Below are 16,948 nucleotides of genomic sequence, written 5' to 3'. Positions count from 1 at the left end.
GAACATAATAACTTTATACTACTCAAAATCCTTTGTCAACAAAGCCCGCAAATGTTCTTTAAATAGTGCAAAAGTACAATCTTGCCCTTCCTCAAAAACCTTTGATTTTCAACATTTATCGACAATAAATTTTGAGATTGTATTTAATTTTATACCATTTTTCCAACTAGGCTGAACGTGCCCGCTTCACTTATTTTTACATTTACAATCGTGCCCGTAAGTGATGCATCACCGGGGAAGTTCACAATCTTATTTTGAGGATTTCTTCCTGTGACGCAGCCCTCGTCGCTTTTGCTGACGCCTTCAACCAGTACAGGAGTTATCTGCCCTACAAAGCGAGCATTTCTATCTGCTGCACAGCGATTAACGGTTTCAACCAGTCGGTCAAATCTGTCGTGCTTGATTTCCTCTGGAATCTGATCATCATACTCCGCTGCAGGCGTTCCCTTCCTTTTTGAATACATAAAGGTAAAGGCACTGTCAAAATTCACCGCTTCAACGAGCTTAAGAGTATCTTCGAATTCCTCTTCCGTCTCGCCTGGGAATCCCACGATTATATCGGTGGTAAGACTTATATCCGGTCTTGCCTCACGAAGCTTTCTTACAAGCTCCATATAATCATCTGCCGTATATCTCCTGTTCATTCTCTTTAGGATATTGTCATTTCCCGACTGCACAGGTAAATGGAAAAAGCTGCACACCTTATCACAATCCCTGTATACATCTATCAGTCTGTCCGAAAGATCCTTCGGATGTGATGTCATAAATCTAATTCTCTCTATACCGTCGACTTCGTTAATCATCCTAAGCAAATCGGCAAAATCAACTCCGCCTTCTCCCTTGTACGAATTAACATTTTGTCCCAACAATGTGATTTCTTTTACACCATCATCCACCAGCCTCTTTATTTCTGCCAGTATATCCTCAGGTCTTCTGCTTCTTTCCCGGCCCCTGGTATATGGAACAATACAGTAGGTGCAGAAATTATTGCAGCCGAACATGATATTGACAAAGGCCTTATGCTTATACAGACGCTTTGAAGGCAGTCCTTCTACAATTTCGCCTCCGTCCTCCCATATTTCAATCTGTTTTTCCTTTTCCGAAATTACATTTCCCAGAAGCCTTGGAAATCTATGTATATTGTGAGTTCCAAATATTATATCAACCCACGGATACTTTTCCTTTATCTGATCTATTATATGCTGTTGCTGCATCATACAGCCGCATACGCATACGATAAATCCAGGATTCTTTTCCTTTATTTTTTTCAGCTGTCCCAGCATCCCGAAAAATCTTCTGTCAGCGTGATCTCTGACGCTGCATGTATTTATTATGGCAATATCAGCTTGATTTCTGTCATCAATCTGCTCATATCCCATTTCTGTAAGCATTCCCGCCAGTGTTTCGCTGTCCCTTTCGTTCATCTGACAGCCAAGTGTTAATATATTAAATTTTTTCATGCTTCCTTTCTCTTCCCATAAGTGTTTCAACGGCAGCATCCGCATCGGTCATACCGTTTATAACTTCATATATTTTTTCAGTTATAGGCATTTCCACTCCGCTTGCTTTAGCTAGTCCGTATGCAGCAATTGTGGTGGACATGCTCTCTACAACCATTCCTATCTCGTCTGTGGCTTCCTTAGGAGTTTTACCCTGGCCTATAAGAATACCGCACCTTCTGTTTCGGCTGTGCATAGATGTACATGTAACAATAAGGTCTCCCACGCCTGTAAGCCCCAAGAAAGTATCGCTTTTAGCACCGAGAGCTATTCCCAATCTGGCGATTTCTGCAAGACCTCTCGTCATAAGAGCCGCCTTCGCATTATCTCCAAAGCCCATTCCGTCGGAGATTCCCGCACCTAGGGCTATGATATTTTTAAGGGCTCCGCCAAGCTCCACTCCTACGACATCATCCTGTATATATGTCCTGAATCTATCCGTAAAGAATAAATCCTGAACCGTTGATGCTGTAACCTCATCCGTTGATGCTACAGCCACAGTAGTCGGCAATCTTCTGCCTACTTCCTCCGCATGACTTGGACCGGAAATAACGGCATATCTGCTTTCAATATCCGGAACTATTTCCTCAGCCACCTGGGAAAGCCTAAGTAAGCTGCCCTTTTCAATCCCCTTTGCCGCATTTATTACTATGACATCTGCCTTTGCAAAGGACATCGTTTCTTTAAATACATCTCTAAAGGACTGGGCAGGCACTGAAAACAGCAACGCTTCTGCGTCCTTTGCCGCTTCCTCTTTATCTCCTGTTATCTTTATATTGTCAGCTAATTTAACGCCTGGAAGATACTTTTTATTTTCCCTATCTTTTTGCATCTCCTCGGCCTGCTCTTTATTTCGTAGCCATATAGTCACATCGTGGCCTTTACCTGCCAATACGGTTGCCAAGGCTGTTCCCCAGCTGCCGGCTCCTATCACTCCTATTCGACTCATTTGCCAGTCTCCTTTTTCTTTTCACCAAGCTTAGGTTCTTCACCGTGGATTAGCCTTACGATATTGGCTCTGTGCTTAATGATTACTAGCACCGCCAACACGGTACCTATAGGCACAAAGCTTTTATCATAAAAATACGCCACCAGCGGAAAAGTTGCAGCTCCCAGTATTGAGCCAAAGGACATTCTTCTAGAAATCAAAACTCCCACAACAACTATTGCAAGAGCTGTAAATCCCATGGCAGGAAGGTAACCGCACAAAGCTCCAAAGGCAGTGGCAACTCCTTTTCCTCCACGAAATCCGAAGAAGGCCGGCCAAACATGGCCTGCAAAAACTGCTGCCACACACCAAGCTGCCGTTACCTGTCCTAAAAGAACTCCGCCTAAAACCACAGCTAAAGTACCTTTTAAAACATCTATAACAAGTGTTGCCACAGCTGCTTTCTTTCCCAGCACCCTTAGGGCATTGGTGGTGCCTGCGTTTCCGCTTCCCTCTTTTTTTATGTCTATACCTTTAGCCTTACCAATCAATATGGACGGTGAAACATTTCCTATAAAATATGCCACTATCAGCATCAGTATCATGCCAATTAGAGCGCCTGTTCCCGTAAGATTTAAAATCCCTGATTCACTATACATCTTCTTTTTCACCTTTCTCTCTGAAAACGAATTTTATGGAAGTACCTTCAAATCCATAGGCTTCCCTTATTTTGTTCTCCAGATATCTGGCATAGGAGAAATGCATCAGCGGTCTGGAATTGATCTTAAATGAAAACAGAGGAGGCTTTACTCCCACCTGAGCAGCATAGTAAATCTTAAGTCGCTTACCCTTATCCGATGGAGGCTGCTTCATCAGCACCGCATCAGAAATCAGTGAATTAAGCTGACCGGTAGGCACTCTCATGGCTCTGTTTTCGGAAACAGCCCTTGCCAGCTCGATGACATTTTTTACCCTCTGCTTTTCCTCCACGGAAATAAAGATACTTGGTGCGTAGGACATAAAAGTCATTTCCGCATCTATTGTCTTTTGGAACTGGTTCATGGTATGGCTGTCCTTTTCTATAAGGTCCCATTTATTTACCACAACCACTATGCCTTTACCGGCCTCATGGGCAACCCCTGCGATTTTTTTATCCTGTTCAGTGATTCCTTCAACTGCATCTATCATAAGAAGACACACATCGCATCTCTCGATTGCCGCCACGGCACGGATAACGCTGTACTTTTCTATATTTTCGTTAACCTTGCTCTTTCTCCTTATACCTGCCGTATCTATGAGCGTATACTTAACTCCGTCTATTTCCACAGGTGTGTCTATGGAGTCTCTTGTGGTGCCGGCAATATTTGATACTATTACACGGTTTTCACCTGTTATGGCATTGACAAAGGATGATTTGCCCACATTAGGCTTTCCGATTACTGCTATTTTTATGCTGTCGTCTTCCTCGGTATCTGCATCCTTAGGAAATTCTCCCACAAGGGCATCCAGTATATCTCCTATACCTAGCATGTTAGCTGATGAAAGAGGTAAAGGTTCACCTATGCCCAGCTCATAAAAATCGTAAAAGTCATCTGGCAGAGCCGCCGTATCTATTTTATTTACAGCCAAGACAACAGGTTTTCCTGTTTTTCTTAGCATATTTGCTACTTCTCTGTCGTCTGCAGTAAGGCCAGCCTTGCCATCTGTCATAAAGAGAATAACATCCGCTGTATCCATGGCAATCTGTGCCTGTTCTCTCATTTGAGCGGGAATCACCTCCGCACTGGCAGGCTCTATACCTCCAGTATCTATGAGGGCGAAGTGAATTCCCATCCATTCGGCTTCGGCATATATCCTGTCTCTGGTAACACCGGGAGTGTCTTCCACTATAGCCACTCTCCTACCCACAACTCTGTTAAAGAATGTGGATTTACCTACATTAGGTCTGCCGACAACCGCTACCAAAGGCTTACTCATCGAATATACCTCCTATAAACGCTTCCGGATCGAAAACTTCAAGATCGTCTATTCCTTCTCCCACGCCTACAAACTTAATAGGCAGATCAAATTCGTCCGCTATTGTCACTGCGATACCGCCTTTAGCAGTACCATCGAGTTTAGTCAATGCAACTCCCGTAAGCTCAGCCGCATCTCCAAACTCCTTGGCCTGGGAAACGGCATTCTTACCTGTGGTGGCATCAAGTATAAGGAGAGTTTCTCTGTCAGCTTCCGGAAATTCCTTTCCAAGCACTCTATTCATCTTCTTAAGTTCATCCATGAGATTTTTCTTATTCTGAAGTCTTCCCGCAGTGTCACAGATAAGAACATCCACACCTCTTGCCTTTGCAGCCTGTGCAGCATCGAAAAGCACAGCAGACGGATCTGCTCCTTCACCATGCTTGATTATTCCTACGCCTACTCTGTCAGCCCATATTGTAAGCTGTTCTGCTGCCGCAGCTCTAAATGTATCTGCTGCCGCTAAAAGAACACTTTTACCTTGCTTTTTATACATGGCTGCCAGCTTTCCTATGGTGGTTGTCTTGCCGCCTCCGTTTATTCCTATCATCATGATTACCAGCGGATAGGTTTCTGACATTTTCTGCCTATCTCCCTTATCCACTGCCTGAATCATAATTTCTTTCAGCTTTTCCTTTACCTTTTCTGGTTCGGTTATATATTCGTTTTTCACTCTGTCTCTGAGCGTATCTATTATGGAAAGCGTAGTCTGCATTCCGATGTCACTAGTTATTAGCACTTCCTCAAGCTCATCAAAGAGTTCCTCATCGATTGCAGCTCTTCCCATTATGACATCGCCGATTCTTTCGGATAGTCTTCCAAAAAATCCTTTCTTTTCTCTAAAACCCATTTATTTTTTCCTTTCACATACATCCCTATACCGGAAGTTCGTCGGTCATCTTAAGGGAGAAGACCTTTGATATTCCTCTTTCAGGCATTGTAACACCGTACATCACATCGGCATGCTCCATTGTGGTTTTCTGGTGTGTAATCAATGTAAACTGTATATTATCAAATTTTCTAAGATAATTGGCAAATACATGAATATTATGATCATCCAATGCAGCCTCCACCTCATCGAGAATACAACATGGTGTAGGCTTTGTTCTCAGCACTGCAAACATCAGTGCGATGGCCGTCATAGTCTTTTCTCCTCCGGAAAGCAAATTGATATTTTTAAGCTGTTTTCCCGGTGGCTGTGCCGTTATCTCTATAGTTGCATTTAACGGATCCTCTTCATTATCAAGGCTGATTTTTGCATGTCCACCTCCGAAGAATTCCGTAAATATCTTTTCAAAATGTCCGGTAATTTGATCAAAGCTGTCATTAAATCTCTTCTTTATGACTCTGTCAGTATCAGCAATTATGCTGTTAAGCTCATCGGTAGACCTTCTGATATCTTCCCTTTGCTCTGTCAGGAAAGTGTATCTTTCGCTTACCTGTTCATACTCCTTAATAGCTCCGACATTGACTTCTCCAAGCTCTTTAATTCTGTTTCTTATCTGTCTGTTTTCCTTTACCGCTGAAGACATAACAAAGTCTTCATCCTTCATGGTAAGAGCCTGGGCATAAGAAATTTCAAAGTCATCCCATAGCTTATTTTTCAAATTTTCCAGTTGTCCATCGTATCTTGCCGCCTTTACATCGGCACTGTATTTCATATCCTGCAGGGACCTTATCTTCCTATCTGTCTCCCCTACAGCATCAGAGAGTTCTTCAGAAAGCTTCATGCATCTACCTTTTTCCGCATTTATCGTGCCTATAGCAAGTTCAGCCTTTTCCTTTTTAATAGCCAGAGAAGCTATCTCTTCTTCTCTTGCATTAACTCCCTCTGTAATCGCCTGCATATCTAAAGTAAGGCCCTCAATTTGAGTTTTCTTGTTTTCTATATCCTCCTGACAACCTTTGATTGTCTCTCTTACGAGGTTTAGGAGATTATCGGTATTCTCTTTTTCTCCCTGACATGTTCCCAGCTCAATTCTCGCCTTAGTCATCAGTTCATTTGCTCCGAGAATATCTCCCGCCATGTTTTCCAGTCTGGCAGTCTTTTCCTCTATGGAAGCTTCAGCCTGTGCTGTTCTCTCTTCAGCGTCGGCGATTCTTTCTGCAAGGCTTTTTATCTGCTCTTCCAGCTTTGTCTTTTCTTCATCTATTCCTCTAACCGAATCATCCCTTGCTGCCGTAGCCCTTTCAATGTCGTTAAAGGTTTTTTCCGCAATGTTTTTACGCCCAGAAATGTCCATAAGACCTATTTCAGCATTTCTGATTTCCTTTTCTGCGCTTTCGATTTTTTCGGCATTTTTGCGAAGCTTTTTAACCGCTTCATTGACGGTGTTTTCCGCATCCTCTATCTCAGAGGTCAGCTTTTCCGCCTTTTGAGTAAGCTCGTTTATTTCGCTTTTTCTTTCAAATAGTCCAGCAGTTCTGTTTTTATATCTTCCTCCAGTAACAGCACCGGATGCATTGATGACTTCCCCATCTAGGGTCACGTATCGAAGTCCTCTCTTGCCGGACTTGGAAATCCTTACGGCATTGTCCATATTATCAATTATAGCTACGCTGCCCAGAAGGTATTCTGCAATATTTCTGTGTCTTTCATCAAAATCAACACATTCCGCTGCATAGCCAACAAATCCTGCAGCCCCTTCCACTTCTCTGTCCTTCATGACACCTCTGCTTTTTATGGATGCCACCGGCAGGAAAGTCAATCTTCCAGCTTTCTTTTCCTTAAGCATATTGATAGCAGCCTTAGCCGTTTTATCATCGGCACAGATGATATTTTGAGCTGCGGCTCCAAGGGCAGTCTCCACTGCTGTCTCATAGCCCTTTGGCACTTCAATAAGTTCTGCCACAACGCCTTCTATACCGTTTATGCCGGATTTCATTACAGCCCTTACTCCGCCGTTATATCCTTCATAATTGTTTTCCATCTCCTCGATGGCTCTTTTCCTTGCCGCTGTTCTTTCAGCTTCCATCCTGGCCTCTGCCATATGGCGTTCTGCCAAAGTTTTGTCAGACTCAGCCTTTTTCTTTTCTGTCAGCAACTCGTCATAGTGTGTGCGAAGTGAATCCAACTTTGCAGACATTTCCTTTTCTGTCTTTTCAAATTCCTCTAAGGCTTTAGCTGCAGACTCTCTGTTGCCTGCTTCTGCGTCCGCCTCTTTTATAAGCTCAAGCCTGTTTTCCTCAAGGTTTGCCGCAAGATTTTCAAGACTTATCTTTTCGGCATTCCATCCGCTCTTCTTTGAAGATATTTCAAAGAGCTCGTTTTTAAGCGCATCAACATCTTGAGAAAGCCTATCCCTTTCACCTATAACATCACCGTGACGGGCAGATTCCTCTTCTAAATGCTTTTTCAATTCTTCATATCGTTTATCTATATCCGCTTTTTTATCGAGAAGCTGCTTTTCGCTTTCCTGCTCCTCTTTAATTCTCTTTTCCTGCAGACCTATCTCATCACCGATTCGCCTAATATCCCTTTCCATACCGGCAAGTCTTTCTCTGCTTACATTTTTTTCGCCGGTAAGTCTGTTGGCTCTTTCGGTGTTTTCCTTCAGTTCCTCATCGGCATGTCTGTACTGCTCTTCAAGTTCCTGAATCTTTGCTCTGCATTCCCTAGCTTCCTTGTCCCTTGTCTCTCTTTCTTCGTAGGATGCCTTCAGTTCACTTTCCAGCTGAGCCGCTTCCTGTGCCGTCTGCGTCGCCTTTTCCTGGATGTCATCTATATTTCTGACTGTTATATTTACCTCCAGCTGCTTATGACGATCTCTCAATGTCAGATACTCTGTGGCTTTAGCACTGTCCTCACGCAATCCGTCTATTCTGCCTTCTATTTCTGAGATTATATCCGTAACACGGGCCATATTATCTGAAGCCGCTGCTAGCTTTCTTTCCGCTTCCGCCTTTTTGCTACGATAACTTACGATGCCTGCGGTCTCTTCAAAAATCTCTCTAATGCTTTCGGTTTTATTAGAAATGATTTCAGAAATTTTGCCCTGTCCGATAAGAGAATATCCGTCAACTCCGATACCTGTATCCATGAGAAGTTCTCTGATATCCTTCATTCTGCATGAATTGCCGTTAATGGCATATTCGCTTTCTCCGGATCTGTACATACGCCTTGTAATTGCCACTTCGCTATACTCTATTGGCAGCATATTATCTGAGTTGTCTATTACAAGGGTAACCTCTGCCATGCCTCTTGATTTTCTGCTAGCAGTGCCGGCAAAAATCACATCGTCCATCCTGCTTCCTCTAAGCATCTTAGGACTCTGTTCTCCTAAAACCCATCTTATGGCATCACTGATATTGCTCTTTCCGCTGCCGTTTGGTCCGACAACGCATGTTATTCCTCTATCAAATTCGATGGTTACAGGTTCTGCAAAGGATTTGAACCCGTGCATCTCTATTCTCTTAAAAAACATTCCTTCTCCTATATCCTGTTTATGGCCTTCTTCGCAGCCATTATTTCCGCTTCTTTCTTACTCTTTCCAGTGCCTTGAGCCAATGCTCTGCCGTCTGCATAAACTTCAACGGTAAATGTTCTGTCGTGGCTCTGCCCTGTTGCTTTTATGGTCTTATATGAAAGCTTTTTTATATGCTTCTTATGTGCCTTTTCCTGCAGTCTTCCCTTGTGATCATCAACCCGGTGTTCTTTCACCGCTTCATCTATACGATGGTCAAGAAACTTTTTAACAACAGGTCTGGCAGCTTCAAAGCCCCCGTCTGCAAACACAGCTCCCATAAGGGCTTCAAAGGCATTTTCAAGGATGCTGTCCTTATCTCTGCCTCCCGCCATATCCTCGCCTTTACCGAGTCTTAAGCAGCTGCCTATTCCTATTTCCCTAGCCACTGCAGCCAAAGATTCGCATCTAACCAGCGCCGATTTTATCTGTGAAAGCTTGCCTTCCTCCTCATGGGGAAACTTCTCATAAAGGCTTTCTCTTACAGCTAACTCTATAACCGAATCCCCTAAAAACTCCAATCTTTCGTTGCACATTTCCCGAGTCATATCATGCTCTGTAATATATGAACTGTGGGTCATGGCTAAGAGCAATTTATCTTTATCTTTAAATGTATATCCAAGTTGTTTTTCCAGTTGTTCCATTGGTCTCTCCTGCACGCAATAATAGAATTATATTATATCTTTTATGAGTGTCAAAGTCAAAAAAACCAAGGAAATAACGGGGAAATTCATAAAGCATATATGCCTTACCATTTACGGAAAAAGGTATTATAATATAGTCATACACATCAAAGAAGGATTTTACATTTGGAGGTGCTAAAAATGAATGAAAATGTAAAGAAAGTGTTGAAAGAAAATCTGTGGTATGTTGCCACCTGCGGTGACGAAATGAATGTAACTCCTGTAGGTTTTAAAGATGTTGCAGAGGACGGCACTCTTGAAATAGGCGCCGTTATTATGACAAATACTTTGGCAAACCTCAAAGAGAACGATAAAATCGCTATTGCTGCATGTGATCCTAAAACTATGGAATGCTATCAGGTTAAAGGAACAGCAAAATTTGTTACGGAAGGTCCAGTAGTAGATAAATATCAGAAGATGGCAGAAGCTATGTTCAAGGGTGCCATGAACGCAAAGGGCGCAATCATTATCACTCCTGAAAAGGTGATTGTGGCTTCTCCAAGTCCTGATAACGGCAAAGAACTTTAAATCTGTCACAATATAACGGAGCAGACGATTTCGCCTGCTCTGTTTAATTTTCTATATAGAATTTTTCTTAAAATTACTCTTCTTCAGTCAAAATTTCCTCAATATCAAATACCGCATCGGAAATTGTTCCCACAACATTTTCCTTTGCATAAGGGATACCTTTAAGAATCGTATTTTTAACGGCATTGGCATTGGATGAGCCATGCATCTTTACCACAGGACCTTTAACTCCCAATATAGGGGCTCCGCCGTATTCTGTATAGTCGAACTCGCTCTTGAGGCCTTTAATTTTGTCCATCAGAAGCATAGCTCCTAATTTTGCCTTTGTACCGTCAGTAAACTTTTCCTTAAGAAGATTCATGATATTAATAGCAAGTCCCTCTGTCAGCTTGAGGATTACATTTCCCACAAAGCCATCGCAGACTATTACATCACAAGCTCCCATAGGAACCTCTCTGGCCTCCACATTTCCTATGAAGTTCATATGACTCTTATCCAGCAGTTCAAAGGCTGCCTTTGTCAAAGTGGAGCCTTTGTTTTCTTCAACGCCGAGATTTACAAGTCCAACCTTAGGAGATGGTCTGCCTATAACCTTTTCCATATAGATGCTTCCCATCATGGCAAATTCTAACAAATTGTCCGGCTTGCATTCGGAATTTGCTCCCGCGTCCACCAAAAGGCATGCCTTGTCGCCAAGGATTGGATAAACAGAACCCAGTGCCGGGCGATCAATGCCCTGAATTCTTCCAAGATTAAACAGAGAACCGGCCATAAGAGCGCCTGTGTTTCCCGCAGAAATAAACAGGTCTCCTTCTCCATTCTTTACCATATTGATTCCCACTACCATGGATGAATCCTTCTTTGTTCTCACCGCTCTTACGGGAGCATCTTCATTTTCTATTATCTCGGAAGCATGAACAACTGAAATCTTATCATCGTCGTAGCTGTATTTAGCCAGTTCGGCATTTATGTCTTCCTCAAGTCCTACAATGATTATTTCATCCTCAATTAACTTCGATGCCTCCACAGCACCCTTAACTATTTCCAAAGGGGCGTTATCTCCGCCCATACCGTCAAGAATGATTCTCATAACCTACACCTCCAATGACATTATCTCCGGAAAGCAGTCCACTTTATACTGCGGACATGTTGCACACTCATAAAAAAGCGGTGCATCTTCTCCAGAAATTATTTTAAATCCTTGAGTCATGAAAAATCCCGGTGCCCTTGCAACAAGGTATATTTTTTTACCGTCTCTTTTTCTGACCTCTTCCACTGCTAAGGAAAGAAGCTTTTCGCCTAATCTTTCCCCTCTGCAGCCTGAGTCAACGGCAATACCGTCAATAATATATTCGCCTTCACGATAGGCAAGGCATATTCCCCCTGCCAACTTGCCATCCGGATATTCTGCCTTCCATGCCTTTATCACGCTAGTTTCAACAGGTTCTTCATCTGTTACTTCCAGGTCATTTTCTTCAAAGAAGGCATTTAACCTATCCATATCCTCTGTCAGTTCAATTTTTATATCCATCATAGCTGATTTCCCTTTTCTGTGAATATTCTCAGCTTCTTTTCAAGAACGCTGAAATGAAGAGGCAGCTTTTCTCCGTGCTCACCGTCAACATCCGTGGAGATATCTTCTTCGGATTCTATAACAAGATTGTCCGTTTCAAATGTCAAAATGTTTTTGTTTTCCAGATAGTTTCCGGATATAACTCCAAACAGCAGCGGAACAAGCTCTATAATAGGCATCTTTCGGAAAAGAATAACATTGAGCTTTCCGTCCTGTATATCAGATGTAGGCGACAGTTTTTTAAATCCGCCAGCAGACATTCCGTTCATTACCAGCATAAAATACATTTCTTCTTCAATAACTTTGTCATCCGTCGTAAGCTTTACAGGCAAAGCTCTAAGCTTTACAACCTCCGAAGCGCCTTTCAGATAATAAGCAACTACCCCTAATGTATTTTTAAGGTTAGGGTCAGTCTTTTGGCTGACATCCACAAGGCTTCCCATAGCTGCCACATTGATAAAATATCTGTCATTACATTTGCCTACATCTGCATATGTATATTTATCACCCATGGCAACATCTACCATACTCTCAATATCCTTTGGCAAAGCAAAATAGCTGGCAAAATCATTAGCTGTACCAGTTGGAAATATTGCTAAAGGTAAATCGATATTATTTCTAATCATCGCATTGACACAGATATTTATTGTGCCGTCTCCTCCTGCCACAACAATCTGTCTATACATGCTTTGATCCATTTCCGCCAAAGCCCGCTGTATAGCAGTACCCTTTGCCGCCCTTACCGGCACTACCTGAAATCCAGATTCCTGGAATCTATCAATTATACCGTCCAAATTGTTTTTGAACATTCCATTACCGGAATGAGGATTATAAAACAACAATACCTTCTGTCTTTTTTCAACGGACATCTAATAACCTCCTAATCTCTCCTATTAAATATAATGACCCTACAAACAGCACTGCATCGTAATGCTTGTCATTTTCCTTAACATATGCCAACGACTCAACTGGAGATGCTTCCAATATTACATTTCTTCCTGCTTTCTTAAGGACATCTCCCATTTCTTCCTTTGGCAGCTTCCTTGGATTATTCGGTTCCGTTGCGATAAAATCGCCATCCACGGTACCGAGATGTTCCATCATTTTTGCCACGTCCTTATCCTTAAGAATGCCTACCACTATTAGGAGTCTTTTATCCGTCCCCAAGTCAGTATTAACAGTTCTAACAAAGCCTTCCATGCCCGCTTCATTGTGAGCACCATCCAAAATGTATACCGGATTTTTTCCTACCGGTTCAAAGCGCCCTTTGTTTCTGGCACTTCGCATTCCTTCATATATCACTGCTTCATCTAGGGATATTATATCATTTTCCTTAAGGACTTCAACAGCAGTAAGAGCCACTATAGCGTTATCAATCTGATGTCTTCCTGCCAAGCAAATTTCCATATCCTTGTATTCATGCTCTTTGATGCAGCAGTCAAATCTGCTTCCGTAAATAGACTCCTCTTTGACAATAGGTTCTATCAGTGATGCATCTATAAATTCAGCATGCTTTTCCAGTGCCTTTTCCTTTATCACTCTTTTGGCACCTTCCTGCTTGGCTCCAGAAACCACCGCAACTCCTTCTTTAATAATACCCGCCTTTTCGGCAGCTATCTTTTCTATTGTGTCTCCTAGTCTGTCTGTATGATCTAGAGAAATGGATGAAATAACGGTTATTTCAGGCTTTTCAATAACATTTGTGCTGTCTCCTCTGCCGCCGAGTCCAACCTCCAGCAAAACAAAGTCCGCTTTCATCTCTGCAAAATACATAAGCCCTATGGCAGTTACCACATCAAACTCCGTAGGCGAAAGCAATCCTTCATCGCACATTTCACCGGCGATTTTAGTCACTTTGTCCGCATATTTATCTAAATATTCGTCAGGAATATATTCTCCGTTAAATTCAATCCTTTCATTAAACACCTCAAGATACGGGGATGAATATATCCCCGTATCATAACCGGCTTTTCTTAATATCTCATATATAAATCTGCATACCGAGCCTTTGCCATTAGTTCCCGCCACATGAATGATCTTTAAGTTCTTTTGCGGATTTCCAAGCCTGCGAAGGAGTTCGCTAACTCTTTCAAGGCCAAGCACGCTTCCAAATTTATTAAAACTGCCGATTTTTTCTACTGCGCTTTTCATATCTTTTTCTCCACAGCAGCCAGTCTTTCTGTCACCTTTTCAAGCATATCACGGTAGTTGGCCAGCTTTTCCTTTTCTTCGTTGATTTTCTTTTCCGGAGCCTTGTTTACGAATCCCGGATTTGAAAGCATCTTTTCGCCTCTGGCAACTTCACCTTCAAGTCTTTTCTTTTCCTTTGCCAGTCTCTCCGCTTCCGCCTTGAAGTCCACCAGTTCCTCTAACGGAATATGAATTTCCGCTCCGTTTATAACAGCTGACATAGCTTCTGCAGGAACGGCACTCTTATCCTCGGTAAAAAGGATTTCGCTGATATTTGCCATCTGACATATATATCTTTCGCATTCCTTTACCGCTTCAAGCTCATTTCCTTCGGCTATAATAACTGCAGTCAAAGTCTTTGACGGAGCCGCATCAGCTTCTGCTCTTATATTTCTTATGGCCTTTACCGCTTCCATGGTAAGCTCAAGCTCTGCTGTCTCTTTAGCAAATTCATAAGCACTATTATATTCAGGGAAGCTTTCAAGCATTATAAATCCGTCCTTTTCCTTAGGCAGATAACTCCATATCTCCTCTGTTATAAACGGCATAAACGGATGCAGCATTTTAAGCATATCTCCAAGAGCTTTAACCAAAACAAATCTTGCTGTTTTCTTATCCTCTTCGTCATCGCCATAAAGTCTGCCCTTAACGATTTCAATATACCAGTCACAATATTCGTTCCAAATAAGGTCATATACCTTCTGTGCAGCCATGGAAAGTTCAAACTTGTCCATCGCATTTTCTACATATTTTGCAGTTTCGTTAACTCTGGAAATAATCCATTTATCCTCATCCCTGAGGGCTCCCATATCACTGTTCATAGGAAGCTGATTGCCTTCTTCATCCTGAAGGTTCATTATTACAAATCTTGAAGCATTCCACAGTTTATTAGCAAAGTTTCTTGCGGCCTCCAGCTTCTTTGGAATATATCTTGTATCATTACCTGGTGTTATGCCTGATATAAGCATAAATCTCAATGCATCTGCACCCATCTCTTCGATTACCTCAAGAGGGTCAATGCCGTTGCCCAGGGATTTACTCATCTTTCGTCCCTGCTCATCTCTAACAAGCCCGTGAACATAAACATATTTAAACGGAACCTGATCGGTCATGGACAATGCGGAAAATACCATTCTTACAACCCAGAAGAAAATAATATCATATCCTGTTACCAACACATCTGTCGGATAGAAATACTTGTAGTCTGGAGTTTCGTCAGGCCATCCCAGGGTAGAAAACGGCCAAAGGGCTGATGAAAACCATGTATCGAGTACATCTTCATCCTGATGAACATTTTTACTACCGCACTTAGGACATACTGTTACATCGTCCGTCGAAACTTCCACATGACCACAATCATCACAATAGTATGCCGGAATTCTGTGTCCCCACCACAGCTGTCTTGAAATGCACCAATCTTTGATATTTTCAAGCCAGTGAAGATATATTTTCTCAAATCTTTCAGGAACGTGTTCTAGCTTGCCGGATTTAGCCGCTTCAATAGCAGGCTTTGCCAATTCCTCCATGGCAACAAACCACTGGTCTGAAAGCATAGGCTCAACTGCCGAATGACATCTGTAGCATGTTCCCACAGGAATAACTATATCTTCCGTCTTAACCAGATAGCCTGCAGCTTCAAGGTCTGCAACCCACGCCTTTCTGCACTCGTATCTGTCCATTCCCTCGTATTTGCCTGCAAGAGAATTCATAGTTGCATCCTCATTCATGCATGTAGGCATATCAAGGCCATGTCTTTCGCCCACTTCAAAGTCATTAGGGTCTGCAGCCGGTGTAATCTTAACCGCACCTGTACCCTTTTCAGGGTCCGGATGTTCATCTGCTATAACAGGGATTTCTCTATTGATAAGAGGTACCAGCACTGTTTTGCCTACCAAATCCTTGTATCTCTCATCATCGGGATGCACCGCAACAGCCACATCGGCAAACATAGTCTCAGGTCTTGATGTTGCAACAACTATGCCTTCACTTCCGTCAGCTCCTGGATATCTGAAATACCAATACTTACCGTTTTTATCCTCATGCTCTACTTCCGCATCGGAAAGAGAAGTTCCGCATACAGGACACCAGTTTATAAGTCTATTTCCTTTGTAAATAAGCCCTTTGTTATACAGCCTTACAAAAAATTCCTTAACGGCTCTGCTGCATCCCTCATCCATTGTAAAGCGTTCTCTTTCCCAGTCACAGGAATCTCCCAGCTTTCTACACTGCTGAGTAATCTTGCCGCCAAATTCTTCTTTCCATGCCCAGACTCTTTTCAGAAATTCTTCTCTGCCAAGATCTGATTTTTCAAGGCCTTCTTCCTTTCTGATTCTTTCCACAACCTTTACTTCTGTGGCAATTGACGCATGGTCAGAGCCCGGCACCCAGAGAGCCGCATAGCCTTTCATTCTCTTATATCTTATAAGCACATCCTGAAGGGTCTGGTCAAGGGCATGTCCCATGTGAAGCTGTCCAGTAATATTAGGAGGCGGCATCACAATCGTGAACGGCTTTTTGTCCTCGTCTACTTCCGCTCTAAAAGCTCCCTTCTGCTCCCATTCTGAATATATCCTCTCTTCAAAGTCATGAGGATCGTAAGTCTTTGCAAGATTTTTTCCCATGTCTGTCCTCCTTGTTCAATTTATATCTTTTGCTTCTATTACTCTGCAAACCACTGAAAAATTACTCTGCAGCTAACTGAAAAATTACTCTGCAGCTAAAGCTGCGTAATTTCTGTATTTGACTTACATCAATTTGCTTTAAGCAAATTGTGTCAAGTCATAAAAGCTGCGTAATTTCTGTGTTTGACCTTCCATCGATTTGTCTTCGTCAAATCGGGATAGGTCATAAAAAAAAGGAGATTTTCATCACTAAAGGACGAATAATCTCCGCGGTACCACCTTTATTCCGAAACATAATTTCGGCACTCAACATAAAACAGGCTCCAAAGCAACCTTCGAAAAACGCCTTCCCGGTAATCTCTCAGCCACGAATCACCTTCTCTGTAAGGGGCACTTTTTTCTACTCCTCTTTTTCATCACCCTATGAAATTACATATGATTATATAT

13 protein-coding genes and 1 other annotated feature are annotated in these 16,948 nt (G+C 42.4%); of the genes, 1 reads left to right on the top strand and 12 read right to left on the bottom strand.

Going from position 1 to position 16,948, the window contains the following annotated elements; translation table 11 throughout:
• Positions 1–149 precede the first annotated feature (149 nt).
• Genes miaB through rnc form a run of 7 tightly spaced genes read right to left on the bottom strand, consistent with a single transcriptional unit; the run spans position 150 to position 9,550 of the window.
• Positions 150–1,499: a tRNA (N6-isopentenyl adenosine(37)-C2)-methylthiotransferase MiaB gene (miaB, locus tag INF20_RS02805; RefSeq protein ID WP_404812914.1), complete on the bottom strand. Its 1,350-nt coding sequence runs from the start codon at positions 1,497–1,499 to the stop codon at positions 150–152.
• The gene (locus INF20_RS02800) at positions 1,447–2,448 is read right to left on the bottom strand and encodes an NAD(P)H-dependent glycerol-3-phosphate dehydrogenase (protein ID WP_226384875.1); all 1,002 of its coding nucleotides are present in this window, start codon (positions 2,446–2,448) and stop codon (positions 1,447–1,449) included. The genes miaB and INF20_RS02800 overlap by 53 nt, the downstream gene beginning before the upstream one ends.
• On the bottom strand, positions 2,445–3,086 hold the full coding sequence (gene plsY / locus INF20_RS02795; protein WP_226384874.1) for a glycerol-3-phosphate 1-O-acyltransferase PlsY: 642 nt from the start codon (positions 3,084–3,086) through the stop codon (positions 2,445–2,447). The genes INF20_RS02800 and plsY overlap by 4 nt, the downstream gene beginning before the upstream one ends.
• Positions 3,079–4,404, bottom strand: a complete 1,326-nt coding sequence (gene der / locus INF20_RS02790; RefSeq protein WP_226384873.1) for a ribosome biogenesis GTPase Der — start codon at positions 4,402–4,404, stop codon at positions 3,079–3,081. The genes plsY and der overlap by 8 nt, the downstream gene beginning before the upstream one ends.
• On the bottom strand, positions 4,397–5,293 hold the full coding sequence (ftsY, locus tag INF20_RS02785) for a signal recognition particle-docking protein FtsY (RefSeq protein ID WP_226384872.1): 897 nt from the start codon (positions 5,291–5,293) through the stop codon (positions 4,397–4,399). The genes der and ftsY overlap by 8 nt, the downstream gene beginning before the upstream one ends.
• 25 nt (positions 5,294–5,318) lie before the next feature.
• On the bottom strand, positions 5,319–8,867 hold the full coding sequence (smc, locus tag INF20_RS02780) for a chromosome segregation protein SMC (RefSeq protein ID WP_226384871.1): 3,549 nt from the start codon (positions 8,865–8,867) through the stop codon (positions 5,319–5,321).
• Positions 8,868–8,875: 8 nt separating this feature from the next.
• On the bottom strand, positions 8,876–9,550 hold the full coding sequence (gene rnc, locus INF20_RS02775; RefSeq protein WP_226384870.1) for a ribonuclease III: 675 nt from the start codon (positions 9,548–9,550) through the stop codon (positions 8,876–8,878).
• Between the two features lie 180 nt (positions 9,551–9,730).
• Between rnc and INF20_RS02770 the strand changes: the two genes are divergently transcribed.
• Entirely contained in the window at positions 9,731–10,117 is a 387-nt protein-coding gene (locus INF20_RS02770) for a pyridoxamine 5'-phosphate oxidase family protein (protein ID WP_226384869.1), read from the top strand.
• A 73-nt stretch (positions 10,118–10,190) separates the two neighbouring features.
• Here the strand turns inward: INF20_RS02770 and plsX are convergent, their stop codons facing one another.
• From plsX to INF20_RS02745, 5 genes are read right to left on the bottom strand one after another with little or no spacing between them, the layout of a single operon-like run.
• Positions 10,191–11,207 (bottom strand): phosphate acyltransferase PlsX, encoded by a 1,017-nt coding sequence (gene plsX, locus INF20_RS02765; RefSeq protein WP_226384868.1) that lies wholly within the window; start codon positions 11,205–11,207, stop codon positions 10,191–10,193.
• A 3-nt stretch (positions 11,208–11,210) separates the two neighbouring features.
• The gene (locus INF20_RS02760) at positions 11,211–11,651 is read right to left on the bottom strand and encodes a GNAT family N-acetyltransferase (protein ID WP_226384867.1); all 441 of its coding nucleotides are present in this window, start codon (positions 11,649–11,651) and stop codon (positions 11,211–11,213) included.
• Positions 11,648–12,559, bottom strand: a complete 912-nt coding sequence (locus INF20_RS02755) for a YegS/Rv2252/BmrU family lipid kinase (protein WP_226384866.1) — start codon at positions 12,557–12,559, stop codon at positions 11,648–11,650. The genes INF20_RS02760 and INF20_RS02755 overlap by 4 nt, the downstream gene beginning before the upstream one ends.
• Entirely contained in the window at positions 12,549–13,841 is a 1,293-nt protein-coding gene (locus INF20_RS02750; protein ID WP_226384865.1) for a bifunctional folylpolyglutamate synthase/dihydrofolate synthase, read from the bottom strand. The genes INF20_RS02755 and INF20_RS02750 overlap by 11 nt, the downstream gene beginning before the upstream one ends.
• Positions 13,838–16,501, bottom strand: a complete 2,664-nt coding sequence (locus INF20_RS02745) for a valine--tRNA ligase (RefSeq protein WP_226384864.1) — start codon at positions 16,499–16,501, stop codon at positions 13,838–13,840. The genes INF20_RS02750 and INF20_RS02745 overlap by 4 nt, the downstream gene beginning before the upstream one ends.
• Positions 16,502–16,750: 249 nt before the next feature.
• Positions 16,751–16,927 (bottom strand) — a binding site (T-box leader).
• Positions 16,928–16,948 lie beyond the last annotated feature (21 nt).

The sequence above is a fragment of the Gallibacter intestinalis genome, assembly GCF_014982745.1.
Lineage (GTDB): Bacteria > Bacillota > Clostridia > Peptostreptococcales > Anaerovoracaceae > Gallibacter > Gallibacter intestinalis.
Note: the sequence above shows the minus strand (reverse complement) of the source record. Positions and strands in the feature narration are given on the sequence as shown.

What these genes read in the sequence shown, in the direction of transcription:
- plsY (WP_226384874.1), bottom strand. Translation starts at nt 3,086, where the DNA reads ATGTATAGTGAATCAGGGATTTTAAATCTTACGGGAACAGGCGCTCTA.
- INF20_RS02745 (WP_226384864.1), bottom strand. Translation starts at nt 16,501, where the DNA reads ATGGGAAAAAATCTTGCAAAGACTTACGATCCTCATGACTTTGAAGAG.
- der (WP_226384873.1), bottom strand. Translation starts at nt 4,404, where the DNA reads ATGAGTAAGCCTTTGGTAGCGGTTGTCGGCAGACCTAATGTAGGTAAA.
- rnc (WP_226384870.1), bottom strand. Translation starts at nt 9,550, where the DNA reads ATGGAACAACTGGAAAAACAACTTGGATATACATTTAAAGATAAAGAT.
- INF20_RS02800 (WP_226384875.1), bottom strand. Translation starts at nt 2,448, where the DNA reads ATGAGTCGAATAGGAGTGATAGGAGCCGGCAGCTGGGGAACAGCCTTG.
- INF20_RS02770 (WP_226384869.1), top strand. Translation starts at nt 9,731, where the DNA reads ATGAATGAAAATGTAAAGAAAGTGTTGAAAGAAAATCTGTGGTATGTT.
- INF20_RS02760 (WP_226384867.1), bottom strand. Translation starts at nt 11,651, where the DNA reads ATGATGGATATAAAAATTGAACTGACAGAGGATATGGATAGGTTAAAT.
- INF20_RS02750 (WP_226384865.1), bottom strand. Translation starts at nt 13,841, where the DNA reads ATGAAAAGCGCAGTAGAAAAAATCGGCAGTTTTAATAAATTTGGAAGC.
- smc (WP_226384871.1), bottom strand. Translation starts at nt 8,867, where the DNA reads ATGTTTTTTAAGAGAATAGAGATGCACGGGTTCAAATCCTTTGCAGAA.
- plsX (WP_226384868.1), bottom strand. Translation starts at nt 11,207, where the DNA reads ATGAGAATCATTCTTGACGGTATGGGCGGAGATAACGCCCCTTTGGAA.
- miaB (WP_404812914.1), bottom strand. Translation starts at nt 1,499, where the DNA reads ATGCTGCCGTTGAAACACTTATGGGAAGAGAAAGGAAGCATGAAAAAA.
- ftsY (WP_226384872.1), bottom strand. Translation starts at nt 5,293, where the DNA reads ATGGGTTTTAGAGAAAAGAAAGGATTTTTTGGAAGACTATCCGAAAGA.
- INF20_RS02755 (WP_226384866.1), bottom strand. Translation starts at nt 12,559, where the DNA reads ATGTCCGTTGAAAAAAGACAGAAGGTATTGTTGTTTTATAATCCTCAT.